Raw genomic sequence first — 25,344 nt, forward strand, 5'->3', positions numbered from 1 at the left:
TTATTAATTAACATCACTTCTGACAGTCCTTTGTTTTTGCCTTTTTTCATAATCATCAACGAAATTGTCAAGCAAATCATAAACTTCTTGTGCCGTCCAAACTTCATTTATTTTAGCACGAGTACGTGCAGAACGGGGGACTCCCTTTAAATAGTAGGCTGCTTGCTGGCGAAATTCAGGCACTGCAATTTTTTCTCCTTTTAATTCAACTAAACCTTTTAATTGGTGTTTAGCTGTAGCAACCTTTTCACGCACCGTTTGCGGTTTAAGCTTCTCACCGGTTTCTAAATAGTGCACCATATTTTTAACTATCCAGGGATTACCCAAGGCTGCGCGACCTATCATGACTGCAGTTGATCCAATCTCATCCAAAGCTTTTTTAGCTAATTCCGGCGTCGTTATATCACCGTTAGCCACAAAAGGAATATCAAGTACTTGTGCTACATCGTGCAATGTTTCCCAGTCAGCTTCACCCATATACATTTGCTTACGAGTTCTACCATGCATAGCAATCATGCTGGCACCAGCTTCCTGCGCTGCCAAGGCGTTTTCTACTGCAAAAATATGTTTGCGATCCCAACCAATACGCATTTTGACGGAAACTGGCTTTTGCACATTTTGGACAACTTTGTGAACCATTTGATAAATTTTATTAGAATCTAGCAGCCATTTAGAACCCGCATCTGTTTTAGTAACCTTAGGAACAGGACAACCCATATTAATATCTATAATGTCTGCAGCAGTATGTTGGTCAATATATTGTGCTGCTTCAAGTAAAGTATCTTCAGTACCACCAAAAATTTGAATACTCATGGGGTGCTCACGCGGATCAACCTTCATCATAGACATAGTTTTTTTGTTACGATATATAATGCCATGATCCGAGATCATTTCACAGACAACTAAGCCTGCGCCGAATTCCTTACAAATCATTCTAAAGGCAGAATTTGACACTCCAGCCATTGGAGCCACTACAACACGATTGGGAATAGTAATATCACGAATTTTCCAACTATTATCCACTAAATCACCCTTTCAAAACACCATAATATCTTAACAAAAAGGATTCTATAAGCAAAATTCATGGTACTTTTCGTAATAAAAAGTTAACCCTTGATATCTATATCAATCTTTAATTACTTTTCGATAAAAAATTTTCCAGGTGCAACTCTATTATAATAACGCAAAAACGGTTTTTGGGAAGCTTCATCAACGGAAATATTGATTACGCCAGCATTTTGAATTTCGCCAACCAAAGCAATTTTAGGTATCTGCAAAACATTCTGGACCAAAGAGCGAGAAGCAGTGCCATGAAATACTAATAAAACCGACTCATTTTCATGATTATTAATTAGATCATGCCAGAAATCCATTAGTCTGTCTGCCAAATGCTGGTAGGTTTCACCGGTGCAATAATCACTGTAATTTTCTTTGAAATAACCCAGTTCATCAAATACTTGAGGATACTTTGCAATTATTTCGTGAACATCTTTACCATCCCAGTTGCCATAATTCATTTCGGTTAAACGGTCATCAATCAAAATCTCATGTTTACCCCCGTTTAAAATTTCTGCTGTTTCACGCGCTCTTTTTAAAGGACTGGAATATACATAATCAATCTTGTTAATGTCAAAACTGTCGCGTAGATTTTCGGCTTGTTGTCTGCCTGTTTCATTTAATGGTAAGTTAGTTCCTGAGCCATTTATACCAAAAGTTTTATTAGTGTCCGTTTGGCCGTGACGAACTATATATACGTTTAGCATTTATTTTCTCCTTTACTTTTCATTCAACTCTTTCATTATAGCAAAGTTGGTACTAACCGCATCTTTAATCTTAAAAAACCTATGAACTATAATGCTATTTGGTTGAAACTTGAGTCAGTCTTTTTTAAGATTAACAACTTCATCATAATATTTCAATTCTGCAAAACGGTGTACAACACTAATTATTGTAGCATTCGGTAAATATTTTTTTATCATTTGGTAAACAATAGTGATAGTATTTTCATTTAAATTACTGGTAAATTCATCTAGCAGTATTATTTGTGGTTTTGAGATAATTGCCCTTAAAAATTCTAACTCAAATAAATCAAAACATATTTATCACTAATACGACAATAACTTATTAATTAACTTTAGTCAAAATTGCTTTTAATTCATCTTCTGTATAGTGGTATTTATTGCCACAAAAACTACAAGTCAATTCCGCTCCGTGATCTTCATTTATCATGGCTTCGATTTGACTTTTCTTCATTGTTGCTAAAATCTTGCCATATTTTTCTTTAGAACAATCACACTTGAAGGCAACTTCATCTTTTTCTAAAATCTTACAGTCATCGCCTAGAATCATAGCTGCCAATTTTTCAGGAGTCAAACCAGCTAAAAAAGCACTAGAAAGTGTTGGCAAATTATTGATGCGTGCAATAGTCTTAGTTATTAAACTGTCTGAAGCACCCGGCAATGCCTGCAACATAAATCCACTTGCCTCACCTATAGTATTATTGGGATTAACAAAAACTGACAAGCCAACAGCCGAAGGAATCTGCTCAGATTTGGTTAAATAATATGCAATATCTTCTGCAATCTCACCAGAAACAATAGGTACTTGACCCGTATAGGGCTCTTTTAAGCCCAAATCTTTAGTAACTTCAAGCCATCCTGCACCGACGGCTTTTTTAACATCAATATGACCATTTTCTTTTGGTGGTAAAGCAATATGGGGATTTTTAACATAACCCTTAACAGTTAAGTCTGATTTGGCTGTGACTATCGTTGGACCTACTGGACCATTACCTAAAAGTCTGATCGTCAACTCCTCCTGGTCTGTGAGTTCAGCACCGGCGAGTAAAACACCTGCAAGCAAAGTACGGCCAAGAACAGCGGAAGAAGCTGACCAGGTATCATGCCGAGTTTGTGCTTCTTGAACCAAATCCTTGGCAGTAATCGTTAACAAACGTAAATTTTTAGTCTTATCAATTGCTTTAATTAAATAATCACTCATTTTATTCTCCTAAAAAAATAGAGCCTAAAGTAGGCCCTATTAATTATTATTCTTGAGGATGATCATCTTCACTATGTGAATTATCAGTATCCTTTGAATCTTGCTGATCCTCAGAATCCTTTTCTGACTCAGAAGAATTAAAATCAGATGTTTTTTCTTCTGAATCTAGCTCAGACTCTTTGGGGAATTCAGCTTTTTCTGGATTCTCAGGATTACTTTCTTCTGCTTCCTCATTCTTTTGGGCGGGTGACTCTAGAGAGACATCTCTTTCTTCCTGCGCCTTTTCAGAATTTACAATATTTTCCTTCTGCGATTGGTTTTCTTTCTTTTCCGCAGCAGCCTTAGCTTCTTCATAAGTTGATGCTTTGGATTCGCTTGGATATTCTTGCTCCGTCTTTTCAGGCATCTTGCCAGTTGTGTACAGAGACATAATCTGCTTTTCATCTAAAGTTTCATACTTAAGTAAAGCTTCAGCTATAATGCGGTGTTTTTCACGGTTATTTTTAACAATTTCAACTGCTTTAGCGTGGGCTTCATCAAGTAATTTCTTAACCGCCTCGTCAATTTTAGCTGAAGTTGCCTCACTATAAGGTTTAAAACCATAAGGATTAGTTTCGCCCTCTTTTTCAAGTTCAACCATTCCTAATGAGTCGGTCATTCCGTAATTAACCACCATGCTGTGGGCAATCTGTGTGGCTTGTTCGAAGTCGTTAGAAGCACCGGTTGACTGGTCTCCAACTACAACCTCTTCACCAGCACGACCACCCATCAGACCAACGATTTGTTCCATTAACTGTTTCTTAGTTAGCAGGAACTGATCATCTTTAGGCAACATCAAATTATAGCCACCTGTTCTGCCGTGAGGCACAATAGTGACTTTACGCACCGTTCTTGAATCACTAAGCACTAAACCACAAATGGAGTGACCAGCCTCGTGAAAGGCAACTCTGCGTCTTTCCTTTTGGGAAATCAAGCTGTTTCTCTTAGCAGGACCCGCAATGACACGGTCTTCAGCTTCATCCAAATCTGCAGCAGTAATATTATTACCGTTGCGTCTGGCTGCAAGCAGTGCAGCTTCATTAAGTAAGTTAGCTAGGTCTGCACCAACAAAACCTGGTGTTTGACGAGCAATTTCCTTTAAATCAACATCATCAGCCAAAGGCATATTCTTAGCGTGAACACGTAAAATTGCTTCACGGCCTCTAACATCAGGTGTACCAACTAAAACTTTTCTGTCGAAACGACCTGGGCGCAAAAGAGCTGGATCCAGTACGTCAGAACGGTTAGTAGCTGCAATAACAATAACGCCTTCGTTACCTTCAAAACCGTCCATTTCAACCAGTAATTGGTTCAAAGTCTGTTCACGTTCATCGTTGCCGCCGCCACTGGCGTTACCACCACGTCTGCGTCCAATAGCATCAATTTCATCTATGAAAATAATACTTGGTGCGTTTTTCTTGGCATTAGTAAACAAGTCACGTACACGACTGGCACCAACACCGACAAACATTTCAACAAAGTCCGAACCTGAAATTGAGAAGAAGGGAACATTTGCTTCTCCCGCTACGGCACGAGCCAACAATGTCTTACCAGTACCCGGAGGACCCTCAAGTAAAACACCTGAAGGTATCTTAGCGCCTAACTTGGTAAATTTAGCCGGATTCTTTAAGAATTCAACCACTTCTACCAGTTCCTGCTTTTCTTCCTCTTCGCCGGCAACATCAGAAAAGCGCACTTTATTCTTCTTGGGATCCTCAGGTTTAACATGAGAACGACCAAAATTCATAATTCCGCCGTTGCCGCCTCGGCCTCCGCCACTTTGACTGACCATCATCCAAAGCATAACTATGAAAAGAATGGTCGGCACAAGCATGACAATAGTCGAGATCCAGTTTCCAGATTGTGACTCACCCTGAGTCGTCATCTTAGTACCGCTCTTTTGAGCTAGTCTTTGCACGTTGGATACGCTGGAATCATTTTGTAGCATCGTAGTGGAAAACCGTGTTACTTTTGATCCTGAATTGCCATTAAAAAAATCAAAATTACTATCTGACTGGTTTTTACTTTCTTGTGTTTCTTTATAGCTACCTGAAACAGTATAAACACCATTTGCAGGTTGAACATTAAAGTTTTTAACTTTTCCCTTACGCAAATCACTTACAAATTCAGAGTAACTAATATTCTCACTGCTACCAGAATTATTTGATCCGCCAATTGCCCAGTTGATTCCTCCTATTAAAAGCAGGAAAACAACTATATAGAATAAACCGTTTGAAAACAGCCGATTCCGGTTATTTTTCATATAAAACCTCCGCAAAGTTTCTAGAGATATACGAATAAAAGTTTATCACAAATTTCATCTGTACTCTAATAATTTAAAAATTTTTATCAATTATCTTCATATAAATAAAAGCATTTTTCACCAGAACACACTTGTTGATTAGAATAAGTCTGTTCAATGAAAACAACTTTATCACCATCATAAATAGTCAAACAATATGGCCGCAATATATTGGGAATGCCACTTTGAGCAAACTTTTTCTTACTCTTTACGTGGCTGCCATCTTTTAATAAAAGCTTTGTTCCGGGTAAAATTGACCCTGTGGTTAATTGCTTTTTATTAGTTGCCCCAAAACTTCCAAGCAATTTATAAGGTTCGTCTGCATTTAAAGAAAGTAAAAATTTACGCTTATTAAATGAAAATTCTTGATCGAGAATAATTTCTTCTTTTGCTGGCTTAGCTGGCAATCGTTTAAAAAGATAAAAAAAGCCTTGATAAACAAGTAACGTATAATTCGCCAAATTCTGGTTGACCCGCTCATGCCAGGTCTGCCATATAAAATGTTGCCAAAAAGCCTGCTTCTGCTCACTATTTAACTCTTTGAGAGCACTAGTTTTTAGACGGTATGCTACATTTAAAAATTTTTCAGGCTGGTCAACTTGAGCAAATCTTTCATCAGCGATTGCTGTCAGCAAGCTAACCTCTTTACTAAATCTAAGAGCATTTTGACCGATTTGCTTATTTTCTTTTTTAAGTAAAGGAATCACATGATGACGCAACTTGTTGCGCAAAGTATCGTCCTCATTATTAGTTTGATCGATTACGTACGGTATGTGGTTCCTTTTATCATATTTTAATAAATCAGCTTTTTGGACATTCAAAAGAGGCCTTAGCAAAGTCATTCCCTGCATTTTGCTAATTGCCTTCAAGCTGTTCATTTCACTAGGATTACCAGAGCGAATAAATTTAAGTAGAATATTTTCAAGCAAGTCATCCATATGATGTGCCGTTAGTAAATAATCTCCCTGATAGTTGCGCATTATTTTAACTAAAAAATCATAACGATATTTTCTGGCTGCAGCTTCAACGCCAACTATAGGTTGTAAAGATTTAGGCCATTTTTCACTAATTAACTCGATACTTTTATTTTGACAATATGCAGAAATTACTTTTTCTTCTTTAAAAGAATCAGGCCGAAGTTGATGATCCAAATGAGCTGCCAGCAGTCTAAAACGGTATTGCTCCTTTATTTGGTATAACAAATCTAATAAAGCTAATGAATCTGGTCCACCACTAACTGCAACTACAAGAGTTTTAGCAGCCAGCGGCAAATGATTTACCTTAAAAAAGTCATCAATCCGCATAACTGACCAAATCTTGTTCTAATTTTTTTATTTCTTTTTGGGCGTCATTCACAGTTTGCGTTAAAGTCTTGGTAAAATCTGCCATTTTGGTATCAGAAAAAGGGTTAGTATGATCAATTAAATCCGGATCATTAACCCTCATTCTTGAAAGGGCAATTTTGCCTTTATAATTATGAAGGACAACTACGCGAATCTGTTCTCCAACATGATAATTATTCCTTTCTCGCAACCAACTATTGTTAAAATCACTATGATGAATTAGTCCTGTTTGATGGTGCGAAAGAGTGACAAAGATGCCTAAGTCACTAATATTATTAATAATACCTGTAACCCTCTGTCCAACTTGATATTTCATTAATTATTGTTTTTTCCTTCAGGTAAATTGTAAATTGTTTCATTTGGCTTAGAGTACAAAAATTTAGAACGAACCAGTTTAGCCACGTAATCACTATCCTTCAAGTCATTGCGCTTAGCTAATAAAACTTGTTTTTGATTATTTATTTTCTTCAATTCCTTCTTAGAAGTCTGCACTTGACTGTTAATATGTTCTGTCTGAGAGTGCGTAACGCCAATCTGTACTCCTAAAAACGCAAAAATAGCAACGAAAAATGCAACAATGCGATTACGTCTTACACGGTGTACTTCTTTTGCTCTTTTTTCTTGTTTACGCTTCAGACGAGCCAGTTGCTCCTCCGGACTAACTGAATTGTATATACGTGGACCGTTCATAATTTTGACCTCTACTACCAAAAACAAATACTATTTTAATTATAACAAGACCACCTATAAATGTCATTAAAGACCAAACTAATTTATTAATTCATATAATTCACTGGCTTCTGCTTTTTTAGTAGTTTCTTTAATTGCACAAACCTTAGCTTTTACCTGTTTAGAACCATAACCTACTTCGATAATATCGCCAATCTTAACGTCATAACTGGATTTAACCACGTGATCATTTACCTTAATTCGACCCTGATCAGCCATTTCTTTAGCTATCGGACGCCTTTTAACTAGTCTGGAAACTTTTAAAAATTTATCAATTCTCATTTTTTCTCCTATCTTTGAATAATATCACTGACAGCTGTCATAAAAGTAATTAAATTAGTAAACAATTGCCTCTGGTGCAGATTATCAGGAAGTTCCAACAACACAATTAGCCTGTTAGCCGGAGAAAGATTGATTTTTGCTTTAAATGAAACATGTTCAAGAGCCTTAAAAATATTAGGTCCCTGTAATTCTTTTGAAGCTTCTAATCCAAATTCAACTTTTACCTGCTGGTTATTAATTTTGGTAATATTTCTGACCTGTGCTAAATCTGCTTCAGCCTTTAACTGTGAAATTGCCAGTAAATTTTCGACCGGTTCAGGATAATTACCAAAGCGATCAATTAACTCATCTTTAATTTGCTCGATATCAGCAGGACTGGCAGATTTAATTTTCTTATAAAATTCGATTTTTTCTTCTTGATCACTAATATATTTTTCTGGAATATATGCTTCAAGTCCCATATCAATTTCAGCGTTGCTCTTTCTGACTTTCTTTTTGTTTTTCCGATTTTTAATTGCATCAGAAAGCATTTGTGAATACAGATCATACCCGACACTGTCAATAAAGCCATGTTGCTCTGCTCCAAGCATATTGCCAGCTCCACGAATTGACAAATCACGCATAGCAATTTTGAACCCTGATCCAAGTTCGGTAAAATCACGTATGGCATCCAACCTTTTTTCTCCAATTTCTGTCAGAACCTTATTGGGCTGATATAAAAAATAAGCGTACGCCAAGCGGGCGCTACGACCAATTCTGCCACGCAACTGGTAAAGCTGACTTAAGCCATAATGATCTGCATTTTCAATTAACATGGTATTGACATTCGGCATGTCTATTCCTGTTTCAATTATGGTAGTTGTAACTAAAATATCAAATTCTCTATTTAAAAACCGATACAGAATATCTTCCATTTGGTTTTTACTCATACGGCCATGAACACTGACAATCCTGGCTGTAGGCATGAGAGCTTCGAGTTCCAGCACAACATCATCAATGTCACCAATACGGTTGTGTAAATAGAAGACTTGACCTCCGCGCTGAATTTCCCTCAGGCAGGCTTCCTTAACAACACTTGGTATTTGTTCCATTACATAGGTTTGAATCGGATAACGATTGGATGGCGGGGTTTCCATAACTGATAAATCCCTCACGCCAATCATTGACATGTGCAGCGTACGAGGAATCGGTGTTGCAGTCAGCGTTAAAACATCGATGTTGGCTTTCAGTTCTTTAAGCCTCTCTTTGTGCTTTACGCCAAATCTTTGCTCTTCATCAACAATCAGCAGACCCAGATCTTTGAACTTAACATCTTTTGACAATAATCTGTGCGTTCCAACCACTAGATCAATCTTGCCATTCTTTAAACCTTCAGTAATTTTTTTGGCTTCAGCTGGAGTTTGAAAACGTGATAAAACAGCATAATTGACGGGAAAATTTTTAAACCGATCTTGAATAGTTTCATAATGTTGCTGTGCCAGAATAGTCGTAGGTACCAAAAAGGCAACCTGCTTGTTATCTTCAATCGCTTTAAATGCTGCTCTTAAGGCTACTTCAGTTTTACCAAAGCCAACATCACCCACAAGTAGCCTGTCCATCGGCTTTTCTTGTTCCATGTCATGTTTGATTTCCTTAATTGAACGCAGTTGGTCCGGAGTTTCGACATAAGGAAAAGCATCTTCAAACTGCCGTTGCAAATCATCGTCTTTTGAAAACGCAAAGCCCTTTTCCGCTTCTCTTTTGGCATACAAATCTATTAATTCATCGGCAATATCTTCGACCTTAGATTGAACTCTACTCTTGGTCTTTGCCCATTCACTACCACCTAGCTTGTTAACATGTGGTCTTTTGCCTTCAGAAGCAACATATTTTTGCACTAATTTCAGCTGGTCAGCGGGAACAAATAATTGATCACCATGTTGGTAGGTAATAGTAATATAGTCTCTTTTGACACCATTATTTTCTAAAGTCTTTATACCTTCAAAGCGGCCAATTCCATGATTAACGTGAACAACATAGTCGCCTGGTTTCAATTCAGTATAACTGCGCAGTCTTTGGGCATTTTCCATGGTTTTAATACGGCGACTGTGGTGCGTTACTTTGTTAAAAAGTTCTCGTTCAGTTAAATAAACCAGATTATTATTGGGTAAAGTAAAGCCGCTGGCAAACTCGCCAACCACAATTTGCGTTTGATTCTCGACTAGGTCATCTGGCCTAACAATTGCCACATCCATGCCAAACTCAGCCATCGTCTGACTAATTTGTTTTGCCCTCTTATTATTATCTGCCTGCAAAATTACCGTTTGTTGTTTTTTCTGATATGATGCTATTTCAGACTTGATAAGAGGCATCTGACTGAAAAACTGTTCAGGTTCTCTTGTCTGCCAGTCAAATAATTGTCCTAGTTTAACGCGACCAATACTGCGTTGAAATAATGAAAAATAAAGGTGACTATGTTTATCTTGCACCCAATTTCTATGAAAGTCACTATAGAGCTCTTGTCCTGGTATCATAGCTCCAGTTTTTAGTTCATCAGCAATAAAACCGGCATTCTGTTCATCTACTGTTTTAACAGCCTGCTCAATTAACGGCCAGTCATCAAGCAGAACCAAGCCAGAACTTGCTAAATAATCAAGGAGATTATCAGGACTTTCAATTAGAAAGTCTGTTAAAAAAGTGTAGTTTTGAGGTAATGAACCGCTATTTAATTCGTCTAAGGACTCCGCAAAATGTTCCTTAACTTCCTTTTCACCAGCAGGAGAATCTGCCATAGCTTTTGCTATCTTCTGTGCAGCACGTTTAAAATTATCAGCGGCAAAAACGCGATCTTGAGCAGCAGTAACGACTATTTTATCAATCTGCCTTTGGCTGCGTTGACTGGCTAAATCAAATTCTTTTATAGTATCAATTTCGTCACCAAAAAATTCAATTCTGACAGGATTTTCGCGGTCAAGTGGGTAAACGTCTAGAATATCTCCCCGTAATGCAAATTCGCCAGGTTTAGCTACCAGATTTTCGCGGCGAAAGCCTACCTGCACAAACCAATTAGTCAGTTCAGCTAAATCAAATTCTTTTTCGGGTTCAAACTCCCGTCTTGCTGCTTGGTATTCTTGCGGTTTAGACAATTTATACTGTAAGCTCTGCGGAGTAGTAATCACGATGCCCTGGTTCTGACTCAGCAAAAAATTAAGCGCCTGAATACGACTACTTAATTCATCAGGTGAAGTAACTGCTGTTTGAGTAGCTATCGATGCATCTACTGGAAAAATTTGCACGCTGTCTTCAGGCATAATTGCATTGAGTTCACTATATAGTTTTTGGGCCTTGTTTTCATTTTCTTCCAAAACCACTAGCGGCTTTTTTAAAGTTTCAACTATTTGGCACAAAAGCAAATCAAAAGCACCGGCATTGGCTCCGGTGATCAAAGAATTTTTGGTGTTGCTAGTATTAGCAATAAAATTTATCAGATCATGATCTTTTTCTATAATGTTTGTTAAACGCATTTTAATTATATTTATTCATTAAATATTGTGTGCTTTTGCCAGCAATAAAGTCAGTTATGACTTCACTGGCTGTATCAAAAGCTTCATCCATCAATCTTTTTTGTTCGGTATTAAACGGTGATAAAACCCAGGAGACCACACTGGCTTCTGTTACATTTGCTGGATGGCGAATGCCAATTTTCAGTCTGTTAAAATTATTGGTGCCTAGATCACGAATAATACTCTTAATACCATTATGACCTCCGGATTTGCCATTTGCACGAATACGGATTTTACCTAGTGGCATGTCCATATCATCATGAACGATCAAAATGTCCTGGGGCTCTACTTTAAAGAAACGGGCAAATTGAGCTACAGATCTACCTGAATCATTCATAAAAGTTTGTGGTTCAAGTAAAATCACGTCAATTCCCGCTATTTTTTGTTTAGTATACTTACCTTCAAACTTTGCTCTTTCCAAATTTAAAGAGTTTTTTTGTAAAAAGTGATCTAAAGCCATAAAGCCTGTATTATGTTTTGTTCCATCATATTTTTTGCCTGGATTACCTAGACCTGCTATAATTTTCATTTAACTTCCCCTTATTTATAGTCTTATTAATGATAGCACAATCAATCGGTCTGATTTCCATAAAGACTATTACACTTTGATTTCATTGATTAATTAGGCTTTTTAATTTGCACGGCAAGTGCTAAAATCAATCTGAATAATGTTTTTCTTTTAATTTTCATTTAATCTAATTTTTTCATTTATATGATATAATCGTTTAGATTATTTTTACAACGGAGGCAGTTTAATGCTAATCAAATCTTTGGTTATTAAAAAAGATTATTTAACCACAGTCAACGAACACGCTACACTTGAAGAAGCTTTAAAAACTTTGGAAGATTCTGGATTCCGATGTGTCCCAATCTTGGATGACACTGGCACAATTTTCCGTGGTAATATTTATAAAATGCATATCTACCGCCATAAATCTCAAGGTAAGGATATGAATTTGCCAGTTACCTACTTATTAAAAAACGCCACTAAAACTATCAAGGTTAATTCGCCTTTCTTTAAAGTTTTCTTCACAATTAAGGACTTGCCTTACATTTCAGTGTTAGACGAAGAGAACAAATTCTATGGTATTTTGACGCACTCAAGATTGCTCGATATGTTATCAGATGCCTGGAATATTAAAAATGGGTCGTATGTCCTCACAGTTTTAACTGATAATTCAAGGGGTAATTTAGCAAAAATGAGCAAAATTATCAGTAAGTACTGTGCAATAGCGGGTGTAATGAGCCTGGACGCACCTACTGCTGGTAAAACAGATAATGCTGTAAGGCGTATTTTATTTACATTACCTGCTGGACTCACCGAAGACGTTTTAAAAGAAATCGTTAAACGTCTTGAAAAGAAAGGTTATGTTGTCGCTGAAATTGAAGACTTACAGGCCGGTATGACCCTTATGAGTGATGAAAATCCTGGTGTTTACATTAACCAAGACGAAAGCAATTAATTTTTGCTACTATAAAAGCACATCGAGACGATGTGCTTTTTTTATTGTCAATTATAATATTTTCTTGGCAAACGATCATCTAGTAAACAAGCAACTTCATAATGAATGCTGTCAACATAGTCGGCGGCCTTTTTGAGAGAATTTGGCGCTACCGGATCATTGGATATCAAAACTACTTTAGTTCCTACTGCCATTTCATATGGCAATTGCACCATTAACTGATCCATGCAAATGCGGCCAACAATAGGACAGTATTCAGAACCAACTTTAATTTTAAAACCCTGAAATTTGCGAATAAAACCATCAGCATAACCTACAGGAACTGTACCGATAATTTGATCCTCGTCAGCAATATATGTTGAACCATAACCTACACCCTGACCCTTGTGAATAGTATGGACTTGTACCAGTTCACTAACAAAAGACATAGCCGGCTTTAACTTAATTGCGGTTTCTAAGTCAGCACTTGCAGGATTTGAGGACGGATTCAGGCCGTATATGCCAATACCAAAACGAACCAGATCACTATGAACTTTTTTATCAAAAACACTGGCAGCAGTGTTGTCGACATGAATCCATTTGGGTTTTATTTTCAACAATTTTTTAAAGTGGTTAAATCGCGTGACTTGCACTTGAAAATATGAATCATCGCTACTGTCTGCGGAGGCAAAGTGGGTAAACAGCCCTTCAACAGCAAAATTGGGATTATTTAATAAAAATTCATTTGCGGCAATAAATTCATCATCTTCACTAAAACCAATGCGTCCCATTCCGGAATCTACTGCCAAATGAATTTTTAGTTGCAGCTGATCCTGAATCAAGTTAGATTCGACTTCCTTGAGCCACTCTAAGTTAGGCACAGCTAATGAGACACCATTCACAGCTGCAAGTGAGGCATACTTTACGGGCGTGACGCCCAGTACCAAAATTGGCTGGACTATTCCGGCTTGTCTTAATTCCAGAGCTTCATCTAAAATAGCAACACAAAAGCCGCTGGCACCTGCCTTAACGGCTTCTTGTGCTACTCTTACTGCACCATGGCCATATGCATTTGCTTTAACAACGGCAAACAGTTTTTGTCTTGGCGCCAAATGTTTAATTTCTTCTTGAATATTTTGTCTTATTGCAGCTAAATCGACACACACAGCTGCAGGTCTATGAATTCCAGGTACCATTTCTTACTTCTCCAAAACGATTAATGTAACTATCTCATGCCGATCATGAGTAATACTAGGAAAAATCTTGCCGGCAAATTTAGGTGAGGTTGTGACCGGATGTCCTACTTTATCCCATAAAGTTTCTATATCTTGCAGACCAACTTCTTTGCTAAAACCGGTTCCCAGTGCTTTAACAAAAGATTCCTTAATTGAAAAGCGGCCGCCTAAATATTCTACTTTGCGTCTGCCTGCTAGTTTTTGGTATTGGGCAAATTCTTTTGGGGTCAAAACTTTGCGGGCAAAATTATCCCCTTTGGCAACTATTTTTTTAACTCGCTCAATTTCAACAGCATCAATACCAACTCCAACAATCATTTTCTTATCCTCACAATAATAAAAGTATATTAGCAAAAAAGAGTTGTAAACTGTCACAACTCTTTTTTAGTAAAAAAATTACCCTTTTTTATTTTTAATAATAAAATTTCTGCCATTACCGGAGCGGCGAGAATGGCCTCCACGATAATTACCGCGGCTACGGTTACGATCACCGCGATAGCCACCACGACTATTTCGGCCATGACTATAGCGACCACGGCTACCCCGACCATTGCCCTTATATGGTAGTGGCTTTTCAGAACTAATTTTGACCTCTACATTTGAAGAATCTTTTGACAAATTCTTCAGAAAAGCTGATACCAAGTCAACGGCTGAATAATTTTCTAATAATTCGTTGGCATCATCAGTATATTTAGATAGGTCATCTTTCATGATGTCTTCAATCTTAGATTTAGCCACTTTAAGTTGGCCCCTTAAAGCCTGATCATCAGATGGCGGACGCAAAGGAGTCATCTTTTTCTTGGTTAATTGCTCTATTGTACGCATATAACCAATTTCATTTGGCGTAACAAAAGTGATTGAACTACCATTTTGTCCAGCACGACCGGTACGACCGATGCGGTGAACATAAGAGTCAGGATCTTGGGGAATATCGTAATTATACACATGAGTAACGCCTGAAATATCAAGGCCACGTGCAGCCACGTCTGTGGCGACTAAAATATCCAGTTTACCAGCACGAAACCTTTTTAAGACAGTAATTCTGCGAGCTTGGGTCAAATCACCGTGAATTCCCGCTGCATTGTAACCGCGAGCCTGAAGACCCCTGGTAACTTCGTCAACTCGCCGTTTAGTTCTAACAAAGACAACCGCCAGGTCTGGGCTTTCAACATCAATCAAACGACACATGATGTCAAATTTTTCTGAGTCTTTAGCCCGGACAAAGTACTGATCAATTAAATCGGCAGTTAACTCTTTAGTTTTAATCCGGACAATTTCCGGATTATGCATGAACTTTTCACTAATGTTCAAAATCGGTTTAGGCATCGTCGCACTAAACAGTAGTGTCTGTTTCCGGTTTTTAACATAGCCTAAAATACTTTCAATGTCTTGAATAAAACCCATGTCCAGCATTTCATCAGCTTCATCTAAAACAATGGTATTAACATTTTCTAAGTCAATTGTCTTGCGCTTTAAGTGGTCAAGTAATCTTCCAGGGGTACCTACTAAAATCGCAGGCACATGATTTTTAAGTGAACGAATTTGCCGTCCAATATCAGCGCCGCCGTAAACAACCTGCACGCGAGCATTCTCATCGCGACCCAATCTGAAAAGTTCTTCCTGAGTTTGAATGGCCAATTCACGAGTAGGTTCAATAATTAAAGCCTGAATTACCTTATTATGTTTATCTAAATTCTGCAAGATAGGTAGCGCAAAAGCCGCTGTCTTACCAGTACCAGTCTGAGCTTGCCCAATTACATCCCTGCCTGCTAAAGCCAGAGGAATTGTTTGTTCCTGTATTGGTGTCGCTTCTTCAAAGCCTGAGCGCTTAATTGCTTTTAAAAGCTCATCTTTTAATCCTAATTCTGAAAATTTCACTAAATTCTCCTTATCTAAGCCGTTTTACCACTTTTTCCAGGTGCATTCCATGCGAACCCTTTAAAACAACAATATCATTCGGCTTAATATCATTTCTTAAATCTGAAACCATGTGTTGCATTTGCTCTTGAGTATAATAATGCAAATTCGCTGGTTCATACTTCTCTTTAAGTGCATCGGCCAGATTTTTCATTTCTGTTCCATACAAATAAACTTCATTAATTACCTGTGGGTCAAGACAATCTGCCAGCCCAGCGTGAAGCTTGGCAGATCTTTGGCCTAATTCTAACATATCACCCAAAACAGCGATCCTGCGACTTCCAGCTGGAACCTGGATCTGACCAAAACTAGTTATCACGGCACGCACAGCAGTAGGATTGGAATTATAAACATCGCTCATAATATCTTCTCCCACATCGCCCTTTTCCCATTCCATTCTATCCGCTGTCGGAGTGAACTTTTCTAAGGCTGTGGCAATTTCTTCATCACTTTCACCAAAATGCCTGCCAACACAAAGAGCCGAAAGGGCGTTAGAAACATTATGTTTGCCAATCATAGGAATAGTAAATTTATGAGCAGAATTATTAATCGTAAAAGTAGCATGATGCTTGTAACTGCGATAACCTGTTGCATAAACTGTATCATTTTTTGCAAAACCAAAGGTAACTTTTGCTTGTGGTATTTTTGCCGCCCGTTCACGTAAAAGCGGTTCATCCCCGTTATATATGAACTCACCATCTTCTCGTAAGAAATCGGTAATTTCCATCTTGGCATCAGCAATTCCAGCACGAGAACCTAAAAATTCGATGTGAGCCTCACCAATCATTGTAATGACAGTGACATCAGGGCGGGTTAGTTTACTTAGTTGATGCAGTTGCCCTGCATGATCCATCCCCATTTCCAAAACCAAAATTTCAGTATTTGGTTTCATATCTAAAATTGTCATGGGTACACCAATTTCATTGTTAAAGTTGGCAGCAGTTTTATGCACATTAAACCTTTTTGCTAAAACTGCTGCCGTCATATCTTTGGTAGTTGTTTTACCATTAGAACCCGTAATGCCAACAACTGTAGGATTGACTTTATTTAAATAATATTGGGCCAGTTGCTGCATACTGCTTAATGGATCATCCACTTCTAAAACCGCAATATTGTCGGGCTTATTGGGATGACCTTTCTGCCATAATGTGGCACTTGCACCGTTGCTAATTGCGCTGCTGATAAAGTCATGACCGTCTCTTTCGCCCTTGAGTGGGACAAATAATCCACCAGCGGTGATGTTTCTAGAATCAAAGGCAACAGAAGTAATAACGGTCTGATCGTTGCCTTCACACTTTGAATTTATTGCTTTGGCTATTTCTGCCAGTTGCATTTTCATCTTTTTATCTCCTAGCCGAAAAGAGTTTTTGCTGAAGTAGTTAATTATACTCCTTATTTATGTAGTATAACAATTAGGCTTTACATAAAAAAGCAGCCCCAATGGGACTGCCTTCCACCAGATTGAAGATATTACTTGTTGTTCATGCCATACTTCTTGTTGAACTTTTCGATTCGACCATCGGCCTGAGCAAACTTTTGCTTGCCAGTGTAGAATGGGTGAGAATCCGAAGTAATTTCAACACGAATCAATGGGTAAGTTTTACCTTCATAATCCACTGTTTCTTTGGACTTTAATGTTGAGCCAGCAACAAATTTAGCACCAGTTGCTGAATCCATAAAGACTACTTGTTGGTAATCTGGATGAATACCTTGTTTCATATTTATTACTCCTTTGCCATGACTCCTATTGCAAGTCATAGATTAATCGATTAACGTTTAATACCTTAACATTTTTAATAGTAAAATTCAAGACTTATTTATTATAGCAGCAGAGTTAATTTAAAACAATATCGCTTGGTTTAACTTCCTTGCCAAAATATGGTTTTAGTTCTTTATTATAGTCGTCCGTGAAAAACTTTCTGTTTGCTAATCTAGTAATTTCTTTATTAGTCCAGTTTAAAAGAGACTTATTTCCTTGTTTAACTGCGGGGGCAATAAACTGATTAGGACCAATATTTTTAATTCCGACCGTATAATTAGGATTCTTTTTGACCCAAGCATAGAGGTATGAATTGTCATCTGCTAAAGCGGCAGCACGTTTGTTTTTAAAAGCATTAAACTGTTGCGTTTTAGAATCAAATTTAAGTAAATCAACTCCGCCTTTTTTTGTGAAGTAATTTTCTGCTGTTGTGCCCTTATTAACAATTAAATTTTTGCCCTTTAACTGTTTGGCACTTGTAATCGGAGCACTCTTAGGTGAAATAACCCCAACGGATACTTTCATGTATGGTTTTGCAAAATCAACGACTTGTTTACGTTCTGGTGTTTCAGTGAAGTTAGCTAAAACTATATCGGCTTTATTCGAATTTAGAGTATCAACACGATTATTGGCATTTACTTGGGTAAATTTAACTTTAACACCCATATCCTTAGCCATTTGGCGAGCAAGACGAACGTCGTAGCCTACGCGATTACCATTGTCATCAACCCAACCATATGGCGGTAAATCGCCAAATACGGCAACTCGTAAAGTGCCCCGCTTTTTAATTGCACTCACACTGCTGTCATTAGCTTTGTTACTTTTATTATTGGTTGACTTAATACCAAAAAAAGCTGCCACTACAATTATCAAGACAATTAAAACGGTGATGATAATATTTCTATTTTTATTTTTCTGCATTATTTTCTCCTTAAAAATCCATACTTGTTAAGAAAGCGCGTGCCCTATCCGTTTTGGGATGTTTAAAAAATTCTTTCCCTGACGTGTTTTCCAAAATTTTGCCATTTTCAAGAAATAAAACCTGATCTGCTATTTGACGCGCAAAATTCATTTCGTGGGTCACAATAATCATTGTCATATGATCAACTTGGGATAAGTCAGTCATAATTTGTAAAACTCCTCGAACCATTTCGGGATCAAGAGAAGCTGTAACTTCATCAAACAGCATTATTTCGGGATGCATGGCTAACGCCCTAACAATAGCAATTCTTTGCTTTTGTCCACCAGACAGTTCACGGGGATAAGAATTAACGTACTTTTCTAGTCCAACTCGTTTTAACAGCTGCAAAGCTTCAGTTTTAACTTCATCTTCAGCTCTTTTTTGCACCTTCACCGGTGCCAGCAAAATATTTTCAAGAACTGTAAAATTGGGAAATAAATCATAACTTTGAAAAACCATGCCAATTTTTTGGCGTAACTCTTGCCAGTTTTTGGAAGTGGCTGCAATTTTCTCACCCTTAAAATAAATTGCACCACTCTTGAAATCTTCTAAACCATTTAAGCATCTGATTAGCGTACTTTTACCAGAGCCGGAAGGTCCTAATAATGTCAAAACTTCGCCTTGATGAAGGGTGAAACTAATATCATGCAAAGCCTGCCAATCGCCATAAAACTTATTTAAATGTTCAACTCGTAAAACTTCTTTTGTCATTTGCCTCACCTATTCTGTTTTGCCGCTAACCGTTTAGACCATTTTGATAACGGGTAATCTATTATGAAATACAGGAAGAAAATCAGACCATAAATCCAAAAAACAGCTGTCGGGTATTTTTGATTGTTAGCTTCTATAATCTGTTGGCCAATAGCAATCACGTCCATGATGCTGATCATCATTAATAAAGAGGTCGTTTTGATTACTCTTGTTGCCAGATTAATAGTTGCCGGTAGTTCCAATTGCACAGCTTGAGGTAATAAGACATAGCGCAAGAGTTGCATTCTGCCTAAGCCCAAAGCCAGGCCCGATTCTTTTTGCACAAGTGGAACTGATTCAAGTGCCCCACGAACAATATCGCTAAATTCAGCTGCAACCCATAAAGAAAATGCCAAAACCGCCATCCAACTAGCTGGCCAGTTAATATGGAAGGTACGTGGCAAAATATAATAAAACAAGAAGAGTAATACGATTGTGGGAACTATTCTAAAAAATTCCAGATACAGTCGTAAAATGAAGCGCATTATTTCATTAGGTAAAGTCCGTAGTATTCCTAAAAGCGTACCCAAGATTAAGCCAATTATTAAGCTAACTCCAGCTATCCAAACGGATGTCCATAAGCCTTGCAAAATTCTACTGAAGTTATTACCGGTAAACAAAACATTAATCGCCGAATGTGCCATAGCGAACCTTCCTTTCTAAATAATTTAAAAGTAAAATAACCGGAATCAGAATAATGGCATAGGCTATGACCAACACCAGTAGATATTCATTGGAACGGTAATACAACCCGATCAAGTCCAAAGCAGTGTTAGTCAGCTCGGGAATTGCAATGACCGAAAAAATTGATGTCTCTTTGATTAAGAAAATAACGTTAGCCGTTAAGGCTGGCATACTCAAAGCAAAGCCTTGTGGAAAGACCACATAACGTGCTAGTTGCAAGTTATTCATCCCTAAGGCTTTGCCATCATCAATTTGACTTGGACTGACCCCGGCAAAACCGCCTGTAAAGCCTTCAGCCATATACGCTCCACCCAAAAATACCAGACCGATAATCCCGCAAGTTTGCGCTGACATTTTTAAGCCAATGACTGGAAAAGCATAATACAGAAAAAATAATTGGATCAATAAAGGTGTGTTCCGTGCTAATTCCACATAGGCTGTGACTATTTGATGCAAAACCGGCACTTTAAAATATTGCACCAAACTGCATAAAATACCCACAATAATTGAGCAAATGTTGCCTAAGGCAGATAGCCAAAGGGTCAATTCAAAGGCTTTTAAAAAAATAGGCAAACTTCGTGTAATTATCTGCCAACTCATTTTTACCTCCCACTATAATTAAAAGAACTAGTCTGTCCATCAGACTTTGTTTCAGTTATTGCAACAAAAAAGACCAGCGAAATTCTTATTCGCAGGTCTTAAGTATTTAGTCATTCCAAATTGAAGTGCGAATAAAAGAAACAATTATTTACAAATGAATTGCTGAATAACATTCAGTCTTACTTTCTGAGGATTGTTTCATTGATAGCACTTCTTTCTAGAAAACAACTATGAATGTTTTCTATGCTATGCTCTTACTTACTTTTTGTCAATTACTTTGCTTAATATTACTTTCATTTTTCATTTTTTTGTTAACAAAAAACGCGCTTAGTCAAGCGCGTTTTAATAATAATGTACCTTTTTTAAGCTTGTGATTTTTCTTTAATTGCCTCAGCAGACTTTTGTAATAATTCTTCTTCTGCAGCAGTTAATTGTAAATCAATTTTGTGAACAATTCCCTCGCGGCCAACAATTGCTGGATAAGACATATATGTACCGTATTTTTCTTGATAACTCGAAACAGGCAATTCAGTCCGAGAATCTGTCAAAACAGCACGAACAATTCTAACGCCAGCAGCGGAAACTCCATAGTTAGTGTAATGCTTACCCATAAAAACAGTTTGGCCACCGAATCTAATCTCATCCTCAAGGTCACTTGGTTGCCATGATTCATTCTTAGCCAGTTCAGTTATAGGCTTTTCGAATACTTTTACAGTTGACCAGGCAGTAAATTGCGAATTACCATGTTCACCTAGTGCAAAGCCACTTACAGAACGAGGGTCAACGTTAAACTTTTTAGCAACCACTTTCTTCATTCTCGCTGTATCAAGCAAAGTTCCAGTTCCTATTACATGTTCTTTTGGTAAACCTGTTAGTTGCTGATAAAGACTGGTAATTGCATCTACCGGATTGGAAATAACAATCAAAATTCCGTTGAAGCCGCTATTTTTAATAGACTCTGTAATCGGACTCAGCTGTTTTTTATTATATTCCAATTCTTGAAAACGATCGCCTTGTGTTTCTAAAGATATTTTACCTAAAGTGCTAATGACAATGTCGGCATTTTTCAATGCGTCATAGTCATTAACAATAATGTTGGCATGATTTGGCAAATTAGCCATAGCATCCTCAAAATCAATTGCGTCGGCTTTGACTTTGCCTTCATTAACGTCGATCATTACCAAGTCATCGACTAATCCTGAAATTATTAATTCGTGAGCAACAGTGCAACCAACGTGACCGTCACCAATAATACCTATTTTTGTTGTCATAATTAAGTACCTCTCCCTTAAAATATCTGACATATTGTCAGCCAAACTCAATTACTCCTCTATTATACAAAGATAGGGCTTTCAAAGTTACAATTTAAAGAAAAAATTTTTGAATCTTAATCTTTAAAAGACAAATACTTTTGGAATTTATTTAATATCTTTTCTATAAGGAATTGAAGGTTGGGCACCATACTTTTGAACGGTAAGTGACGAGGCTTTATTGGCAAAAATAATGGCTTCTTTTAAATTGGACAGATCTGGGTGCAATACACTAGCCATTGCTCCAATAAATGTGTCGCCAGCTGCTGTAGTATCAACAGCTTTAACTTTAAAAGCAGGAATGAGTTCATTTTTACCTTGATAAGAATAAAATGCACCCTTGTCACCGATAGTAATGATAACTGTACCCACGCCTTGCTCGTGCAATTTGGCAGCAGCCTTTTGTGCGGCTTTTTCATCAATTACTTTAACACCGGTAATAGTTTGTGCCTCTGTTTCATTTGGTGTAATGATGTCGGTCAGTTTCAGTAATTCTGCAGGAATTTGAGCCATTCCTGGAGCCGGATTTAAAATTGTTCTAACACCTGCCTCATGAGCAATTTCAAAGCCCTTTAGCGTTGCGGCAAGGGGTGTTTCAAATTGTGCAATAAGAAAATCTGCATTTTTAATTAAATTCTGGTTTTGCAATACCTCATCCGCTCCAAAAGCATAATTAGCTCCAGCATAAATAGTAATCGAATTTTGACCACTGTCATCCACCGTAATGAATGCTTGACCAGTAGATTCTTTAGTGGCTGTAATTATGCCACTGGTATTAATATTTTCGCTTTTCAGTAAATTCAGCATTTCTTTTCCTGGTGCGTCATTGCCAACTCCGCCAATAAAACTTACTTCAGATCCTGCTCTAGCTGCAGCCACTGCTTGATTAGCACCCTTTCCGCCTGCAGCTGAATAGTGATCTGTGGCATGAACTGTTTCGCCAGGTCTGGGCATTTGCTTGACACGAAAGTTAGTATCTAAATTAATACTGCCAATAACTGTAACTTTATTCATTTCTGCTCCTCAAAAAATAAGATTTACCTGATTCAACTCAAATCATATCATATCAAAATCTGCTTGCAACAAAACCTGAATTTTGTAATTTTTTCATTTAATTTTTAGTTATTTTTGCTTAAGTGGCGTTAACAGTTCTTTTTATTTTCTTAGAGAAAGAATATAATACAGTTTAACTTAAAATAAGTAAGGTAAAAATATGAAAAGAGAACTTAACTTTTTCGCCGCATTAGCAACTGTCATGGGCACCATGATTGGTGGCGGTGCTTTTTTTAAAATTGCTAATGTCTCCGCATTGACTCATAATGCATGGCTTAGTATCATCGTTTGGCCTTTTGCCGGTTTTATCACACTAATGGCAGGACTAAGCATAGCTGAATTAGCGTCAATTTATCCTAAAGATGGTGGACCTGTCAGATATCTGGAAGAAATTTACGGACCTAAAATAGCCTTTCTTTTTGGCTGGTCTCTGATAATTGTCTATTATCCAGCAAATATTGCCGCACTTTCAATTGTATTTGCCACTCAGTTAAAAGAAATACCACACTTTAAAGGCTTGTCTACTACTGTAATTGCCCTAATTGTCATGTTGACAATCCTATTAATAAATTGGATCGGTTCTAAATTGAGCGGTCAAGTGCAAAAAATAACTTTAGTTATTAAACTGCTCCCAATTGCAGCAATTATTATTTTTGCTTTATTTTATAGAGGACCTAATCAATTAGCTGGCGCTCCAGCACCACACATTACTTCTGCTTCAGGTGCAATGGCTTTTGGGCAAGCTCTTTTAGCCGTACTTTTTGCTTATGACGGTTGGCTAAGTATCGGTAATTTAGCCAGTGAAATTAAAAACCCAGCTAAAACTTTAGCCAAAGCGATCATCTGGGGACTTTTCGGAGTAACGATCATTTATACTCTTCTTAATTGGAGCTATGTCAGAGTTATCCCTTGGTCTAAGGTTGTAGGTAACCAAACAACAGCTCTGCTTACTGCTAAAAAATTATTTGGCAGTGTAGGTGGCACTTTAGTCGCTACAGGGATATTAGTATCTGTATTCGGTGCTATTAATGGACACCTTCTTCTAGGGTCAAGAATGCCTTACGTTTTAGGTAAAGAAAAGAAGCTGCCAGCCGCAAGCTTCTTCAGCAAACTAAATTCAAAAACTATCGTGCCTACAAACAGTATGATTTTTGAATGCGTAATTGCCACCATTATGATTTTTTCCGGTACATTTGACTCATTAACCAACATGTTAGTCTATGTTTCCTGGATTTTTTCAATTTTATTATTTTTAGGAGTTCTTATCTTACGTAAAAAACAACCAGATCTTTTACGACCATACAAAACTCCCTGGTATCCCATCCCGCCAATTCTAGGGATCTGTGGTGCTTTATTCATTGTTATTACCACAACATTAACCCAGCCACTTTTATCACTTACAGGTATTTTACTGACGCTTAGTGGTTGGCCGGTTTATGTTTATGTGCAAAAGAAAAATCGTAGGTAAACTCTATTTAGCAACTATTCAAATATAATTTTAAGCACTTGAAATAAAATTATACGTCTTTATTTATTTAATAGAAAGTTACTCATTAATAATTCAAAATAGATTAATGTGGTACCAAAAAATAGCTGTGGATAATGACTGTCAAATGATGAAGGGTTAAAAGTTTCTGTACTTATTGTAAGAGTAGCATGCTTTGCAATAGTAGAACTTTTGTCGCCAACAAAGGCTAATACATCACATCCATTATCGTGAGCTTGTCCACATAATTCAGCTAGTCTTTTTGTCTCTCCGGAATTACTAATAGCAATAATTAGCACGTTTCCGTTTTCTCTCAGCAATTCCAAATGGGAGTTTGCCGTGCACCTCAAGCCATTCATATTTAAGTACTCATTCATATAGTTTGCTAAATTTTGTGAAAATCCACTCCCTAAAATCATGATCATTGAATTTTTGTGTTTATTCATGAGCTTTAGAAAAGGTTTTGTGTATTTTTTTATTTGAAAATCCATTTCTAAATTACTAGGAAAAACAGGTGTATCTGTTATCAGAAAAACGAGTTCAGAATATCCTGATAAGTTCATTTTTTTGCAAGTTTTTATAATAAAACTTGGTGAAGAATATGTCTTCTTAGCTAATTTTCGGATACTCATATTTTTTAAACTTGCACGGTTCTTATTCATGTATATTAATATTCTTTTTTCATCTGCATTCAATTGATACTTTTCACAAACTGTTTCTATGCTCACTGTTTTTCTCCTTTTACAAATATAAATACAGTTTCAATAAGTTAAAAAATGACCAATATCCTCAAATTGAAACAAATTATTACTCATAATGTATTATATAATCCGATCAATTATTCTTTCAACAACAATTTTTGTTTGGCTTAATAGGAACTTTTTAATTAAATATCCTTTTTTTAGCACAC

General features: G+C 37.2%; 24 protein-coding genes. 2 read left to right on the top strand and 22 right to left on the bottom strand.

The window, feature by feature from the left end; genetic code table 11:
• Positions 1-3: 3 nt before the first annotated feature.
• The 10 genes from dusB to pth all read right to left on the bottom strand — a co-directional run bounded on the left by dusB (position 4) and on the right by pth (position 11,766).
• Positions 4-1,023: a tRNA dihydrouridine synthase DusB gene (gene dusB / locus GYV61_RS05110; RefSeq protein WP_110446438.1), complete on the bottom strand. Its 1,020-nt coding sequence runs from the start codon at positions 1,021-1,023 to the stop codon at positions 4-6.
• 113 nt (positions 1,024-1,136) lie between these two features.
• The gene (locus GYV61_RS05115) at positions 1,137-1,763 is read right to left on the bottom strand and encodes a histidine phosphatase family protein (protein ID WP_110446439.1); all 627 of its coding nucleotides are present in this window, start codon (positions 1,761-1,763) and stop codon (positions 1,137-1,139) included.
• 361 nt (positions 1,764-2,124) lie between these two features.
• Positions 2,125-3,000 (bottom strand): Hsp33 family molecular chaperone HslO, encoded by an 876-nt coding sequence (gene hslO / locus GYV61_RS05120; protein WP_110446440.1) that lies wholly within the window; start codon positions 2,998-3,000, stop codon positions 2,125-2,127.
• Between the two features lie 46 nt (positions 3,001-3,046).
• Entirely contained in the window at positions 3,047-5,302 is a 2,256-nt protein-coding gene (gene ftsH, locus GYV61_RS05125; protein WP_110446441.1) for an ATP-dependent zinc metalloprotease FtsH, read from the bottom strand.
• Positions 5,303-5,388: 86 nt separating this feature from the next.
• Positions 5,389-6,645, bottom strand: a complete 1,257-nt coding sequence (tilS, locus tag GYV61_RS05130; protein WP_174795017.1) for a tRNA lysidine(34) synthetase TilS — start codon at positions 6,643-6,645, stop codon at positions 5,389-5,391.
• Positions 6,635-7,000 (bottom strand): S1 RNA-binding domain-containing protein, encoded by a 366-nt coding sequence (locus GYV61_RS05135; RefSeq protein WP_174795018.1) that lies wholly within the window; start codon positions 6,998-7,000, stop codon positions 6,635-6,637. The genes tilS and GYV61_RS05135 overlap by 11 nt, the downstream gene beginning before the upstream one ends.
• Positions 7,000-7,377, bottom strand: a complete 378-nt coding sequence (locus GYV61_RS05140) for an FtsB family cell division protein (RefSeq protein ID WP_174795114.1) — start codon at positions 7,375-7,377, stop codon at positions 7,000-7,002. The genes GYV61_RS05135 and GYV61_RS05140 overlap by 1 nt, the downstream gene beginning before the upstream one ends.
• Positions 7,378-7,452: 75 nt before the next feature.
• Positions 7,453-7,695 carry an RNA-binding S4 domain-containing protein gene (locus GYV61_RS05145; RefSeq protein WP_046325375.1) on the bottom strand — a complete coding sequence of 81 codons (243 nt, stop codon included), beginning with the start codon at positions 7,693-7,695 and terminating at the stop codon, positions 7,453-7,455.
• A gap of 8 nt (positions 7,696-7,703) precedes the next feature.
• A complete protein-coding gene (gene mfd, locus GYV61_RS05150) occupies positions 7,704-11,198 on the bottom strand; it encodes a transcription-repair coupling factor (protein ID WP_174795019.1) in 3,495 nt (1,164 codons plus the stop codon).
• A gap of 1 nt (position 11,199) precedes the next feature.
• A complete protein-coding gene (gene pth / locus GYV61_RS05155) occupies positions 11,200-11,766 on the bottom strand; it encodes an aminoacyl-tRNA hydrolase (protein WP_174795020.1) in 567 nt (188 codons plus the stop codon).
• 226 nt (positions 11,767-11,992) lie between these two features.
• Between pth and cbpA the strand changes: the two genes are divergently transcribed.
• Positions 11,993-12,700, top strand: a complete 708-nt coding sequence (gene cbpA, locus GYV61_RS05160; RefSeq protein ID WP_174795021.1) for a cyclic di-AMP binding protein CbpA — start codon at positions 11,993-11,995, stop codon at positions 12,698-12,700.
• A 47-nt stretch (positions 12,701-12,747) separates the two neighbouring features.
• On the opposite strand, the gene alr is transcribed toward cbpA, so the two are convergent.
• From alr to rbsK, 11 genes are all read right to left on the bottom strand, one after another.
• The gene (alr, locus tag GYV61_RS05165) at positions 12,748-13,875 is read right to left on the bottom strand and encodes an alanine racemase (protein ID WP_174795022.1); all 1,128 of its coding nucleotides are present in this window, start codon (positions 13,873-13,875) and stop codon (positions 12,748-12,750) included.
• 3 nt (positions 13,876-13,878) lie between these two features.
• A complete protein-coding gene (acpS, locus tag GYV61_RS05170; RefSeq protein ID WP_174795023.1) occupies positions 13,879-14,232 on the bottom strand; it encodes a holo-ACP synthase in 354 nt (117 codons plus the stop codon).
• 78 nt (positions 14,233-14,310) lie between these two features.
• A complete protein-coding gene (gene cshA, locus GYV61_RS05175; protein WP_174795024.1) occupies positions 14,311-15,792 on the bottom strand; it encodes a degradosome RNA helicase CshA in 1,482 nt (493 codons plus the stop codon).
• 10 nt (positions 15,793-15,802) lie between these two features.
• Positions 15,803-17,170, bottom strand: a complete 1,368-nt coding sequence (locus GYV61_RS05180; RefSeq protein ID WP_174795025.1) for a UDP-N-acetylmuramoyl-tripeptide--D-alanyl-D-alanine ligase — start codon at positions 17,168-17,170, stop codon at positions 15,803-15,805.
• Between the two features lie 131 nt (positions 17,171-17,301).
• A complete protein-coding gene (locus tag GYV61_RS05185) occupies positions 17,302-17,550 on the bottom strand; it encodes a type B 50S ribosomal protein L31 (RefSeq protein WP_046325385.1) in 249 nt (82 codons plus the stop codon).
• 115 nt (positions 17,551-17,665) lie between these two features.
• Complete coding sequence (locus GYV61_RS05190; protein WP_174795026.1) at positions 17,666-18,511, bottom strand: transporter substrate-binding domain-containing protein; 846 nt, start codon at positions 18,509-18,511, stop codon at positions 17,666-17,668.
• A 10-nt stretch (positions 18,512-18,521) separates the two neighbouring features.
• Positions 18,522-19,262 carry an amino acid ABC transporter ATP-binding protein gene (locus tag GYV61_RS05195; protein ID WP_174795027.1) on the bottom strand — a complete coding sequence of 247 codons (741 nt, stop codon included), beginning with the start codon at positions 19,260-19,262 and terminating at the stop codon, positions 18,522-18,524.
• 5 nt (positions 19,263-19,267) lie between these two features.
• Positions 19,268-19,945, bottom strand: a complete 678-nt coding sequence (locus GYV61_RS05200; protein WP_174795028.1) for an amino acid ABC transporter permease — start codon at positions 19,943-19,945, stop codon at positions 19,268-19,270.
• Positions 19,926-20,585, bottom strand: a complete 660-nt coding sequence (locus tag GYV61_RS05205) for an amino acid ABC transporter permease (protein ID WP_174795029.1) — start codon at positions 20,583-20,585, stop codon at positions 19,926-19,928. The genes GYV61_RS05200 and GYV61_RS05205 overlap by 20 nt, the downstream gene beginning before the upstream one ends.
• A 362-nt stretch (positions 20,586-20,947) precedes the next feature.
• Positions 20,948-21,856 carry an L-lactate dehydrogenase gene (locus tag GYV61_RS05210; RefSeq protein WP_174795030.1) on the bottom strand — a complete coding sequence of 303 codons (909 nt, stop codon included), beginning with the start codon at positions 21,854-21,856 and terminating at the stop codon, positions 20,948-20,950.
• A 147-nt stretch (positions 21,857-22,003) separates the two neighbouring features.
• Positions 22,004-22,909, bottom strand: a complete 906-nt coding sequence (rbsK, locus tag GYV61_RS05215) for a ribokinase (RefSeq protein WP_174795031.1) — start codon at positions 22,907-22,909, stop codon at positions 22,004-22,006.
• Between the two features lie 199 nt (positions 22,910-23,108).
• Between rbsK and GYV61_RS05220 the strand changes: the two genes are divergently transcribed.
• Positions 23,109-24,416 carry an APC family permease gene (locus tag GYV61_RS05220; protein ID WP_174795032.1) on the top strand — a complete coding sequence of 436 codons (1,308 nt, stop codon included), beginning with the start codon at positions 23,109-23,111 and terminating at the stop codon, positions 24,414-24,416.
• A gap of 59 nt (positions 24,417-24,475) precedes the next feature.
• On the opposite strand, the gene GYV61_RS05225 is transcribed toward GYV61_RS05220, so the two are convergent.
• Positions 24,476-25,162, bottom strand: a complete 687-nt coding sequence (locus GYV61_RS05225) for a MurR/RpiR family transcriptional regulator (RefSeq protein ID WP_174795033.1) — start codon at positions 25,160-25,162, stop codon at positions 24,476-24,478.
• Positions 25,163-25,344: the final 182 nt, after the last annotated feature.

The organism is Lactobacillus melliventris, assembly GCF_013346935.1.
In the GTDB taxonomy this organism is placed as follows: domain Bacteria; phylum Bacillota; class Bacilli; order Lactobacillales; family Lactobacillaceae; genus Lactobacillus.

Bases quoted from the DNA above. Each gene is read 5' to 3' on its own strand.
- GYV61_RS05115 (WP_110446439.1), bottom strand. From the start codon at position 1,763: ATGCTAAACGTATATATAGTTCGTCACGGCCAAACGGACACTAATAAA.
- hslO (WP_110446440.1), bottom strand. From the start codon at position 3,000: ATGAGTGATTATTTAATTAAAGCAATTGATAAGACTAAAAATTTACGT.
- ftsH (WP_110446441.1), bottom strand. From the start codon at position 5,302: ATGAAAAATAACCGGAATCGGCTGTTTTCAAACGGTTTATTCTATATA.
- tilS (WP_174795017.1), bottom strand. From the start codon at position 6,645: ATGCGGATTGATGACTTTTTTAAGGTAAATCATTTGCCGCTGGCTGCT.
- GYV61_RS05135 (WP_174795018.1), bottom strand. From the start codon at position 7,000: ATGAAATATCAAGTTGGACAGAGGGTTACAGGTATTATTAATAATATT.
- GYV61_RS05145 (WP_046325375.1), bottom strand. From the start codon at position 7,695: ATGAGAATTGATAAATTTTTAAAAGTTTCCAGACTAGTTAAAAGGCGT.
- mfd (WP_174795019.1), bottom strand. From the start codon at position 11,198: ATGCGTTTAACAAACATTATAGAAAAAGATCATGATCTGATAAATTTT.
- pth (WP_174795020.1), bottom strand. From the start codon at position 11,766: ATGAAAATTATAGCAGGTCTAGGTAATCCAGGCAAAAAATATGATGGA.
- cbpA (WP_174795021.1), top strand. From the start codon at position 11,993: ATGCTAATCAAATCTTTGGTTATTAAAAAAGATTATTTAACCACAGTC.
- alr (WP_174795022.1), bottom strand. From the start codon at position 13,875: ATGGTACCTGGAATTCATAGACCTGCAGCTGTGTGTGTCGATTTAGCT.
- acpS (WP_174795023.1), bottom strand. From the start codon at position 14,232: ATGATTGTTGGAGTTGGTATTGATGCTGTTGAAATTGAGCGAGTTAAA.
- GYV61_RS05180 (WP_174795025.1), bottom strand. From the start codon at position 17,170: ATGAAAATGCAACTGGCAGAAATAGCCAAAGCAATAAATTCAAAGTGT.
- GYV61_RS05185 (WP_046325385.1), bottom strand. From the start codon at position 17,550: ATGAAACAAGGTATTCATCCAGATTACCAACAAGTAGTCTTTATGGAT.
- GYV61_RS05190 (WP_174795026.1), bottom strand. From the start codon at position 18,511: ATGCAGAAAAATAAAAATAGAAATATTATCATCACCGTTTTAATTGTC.
- GYV61_RS05195 (WP_174795027.1), bottom strand. From the start codon at position 19,262: ATGACAAAAGAAGTTTTACGAGTTGAACATTTAAATAAGTTTTATGGC.
- GYV61_RS05200 (WP_174795028.1), bottom strand. From the start codon at position 19,945: ATGGCACATTCGGCGATTAATGTTTTGTTTACCGGTAATAACTTCAGT.
- GYV61_RS05205 (WP_174795029.1), bottom strand. From the start codon at position 20,585: ATGAGTTGGCAGATAATTACACGAAGTTTGCCTATTTTTTTAAAAGCC.
- GYV61_RS05210 (WP_174795030.1), bottom strand. From the start codon at position 21,856: ATGACAACAAAAATAGGTATTATTGGTGACGGTCACGTTGGTTGCACT.
- rbsK (WP_174795031.1), bottom strand. From the start codon at position 22,909: ATGAATAAAGTTACAGTTATTGGCAGTATTAATTTAGATACTAACTTT.
- GYV61_RS05220 (WP_174795032.1), top strand. From the start codon at position 23,109: ATGAAAAGAGAACTTAACTTTTTCGCCGCATTAGCAACTGTCATGGGC.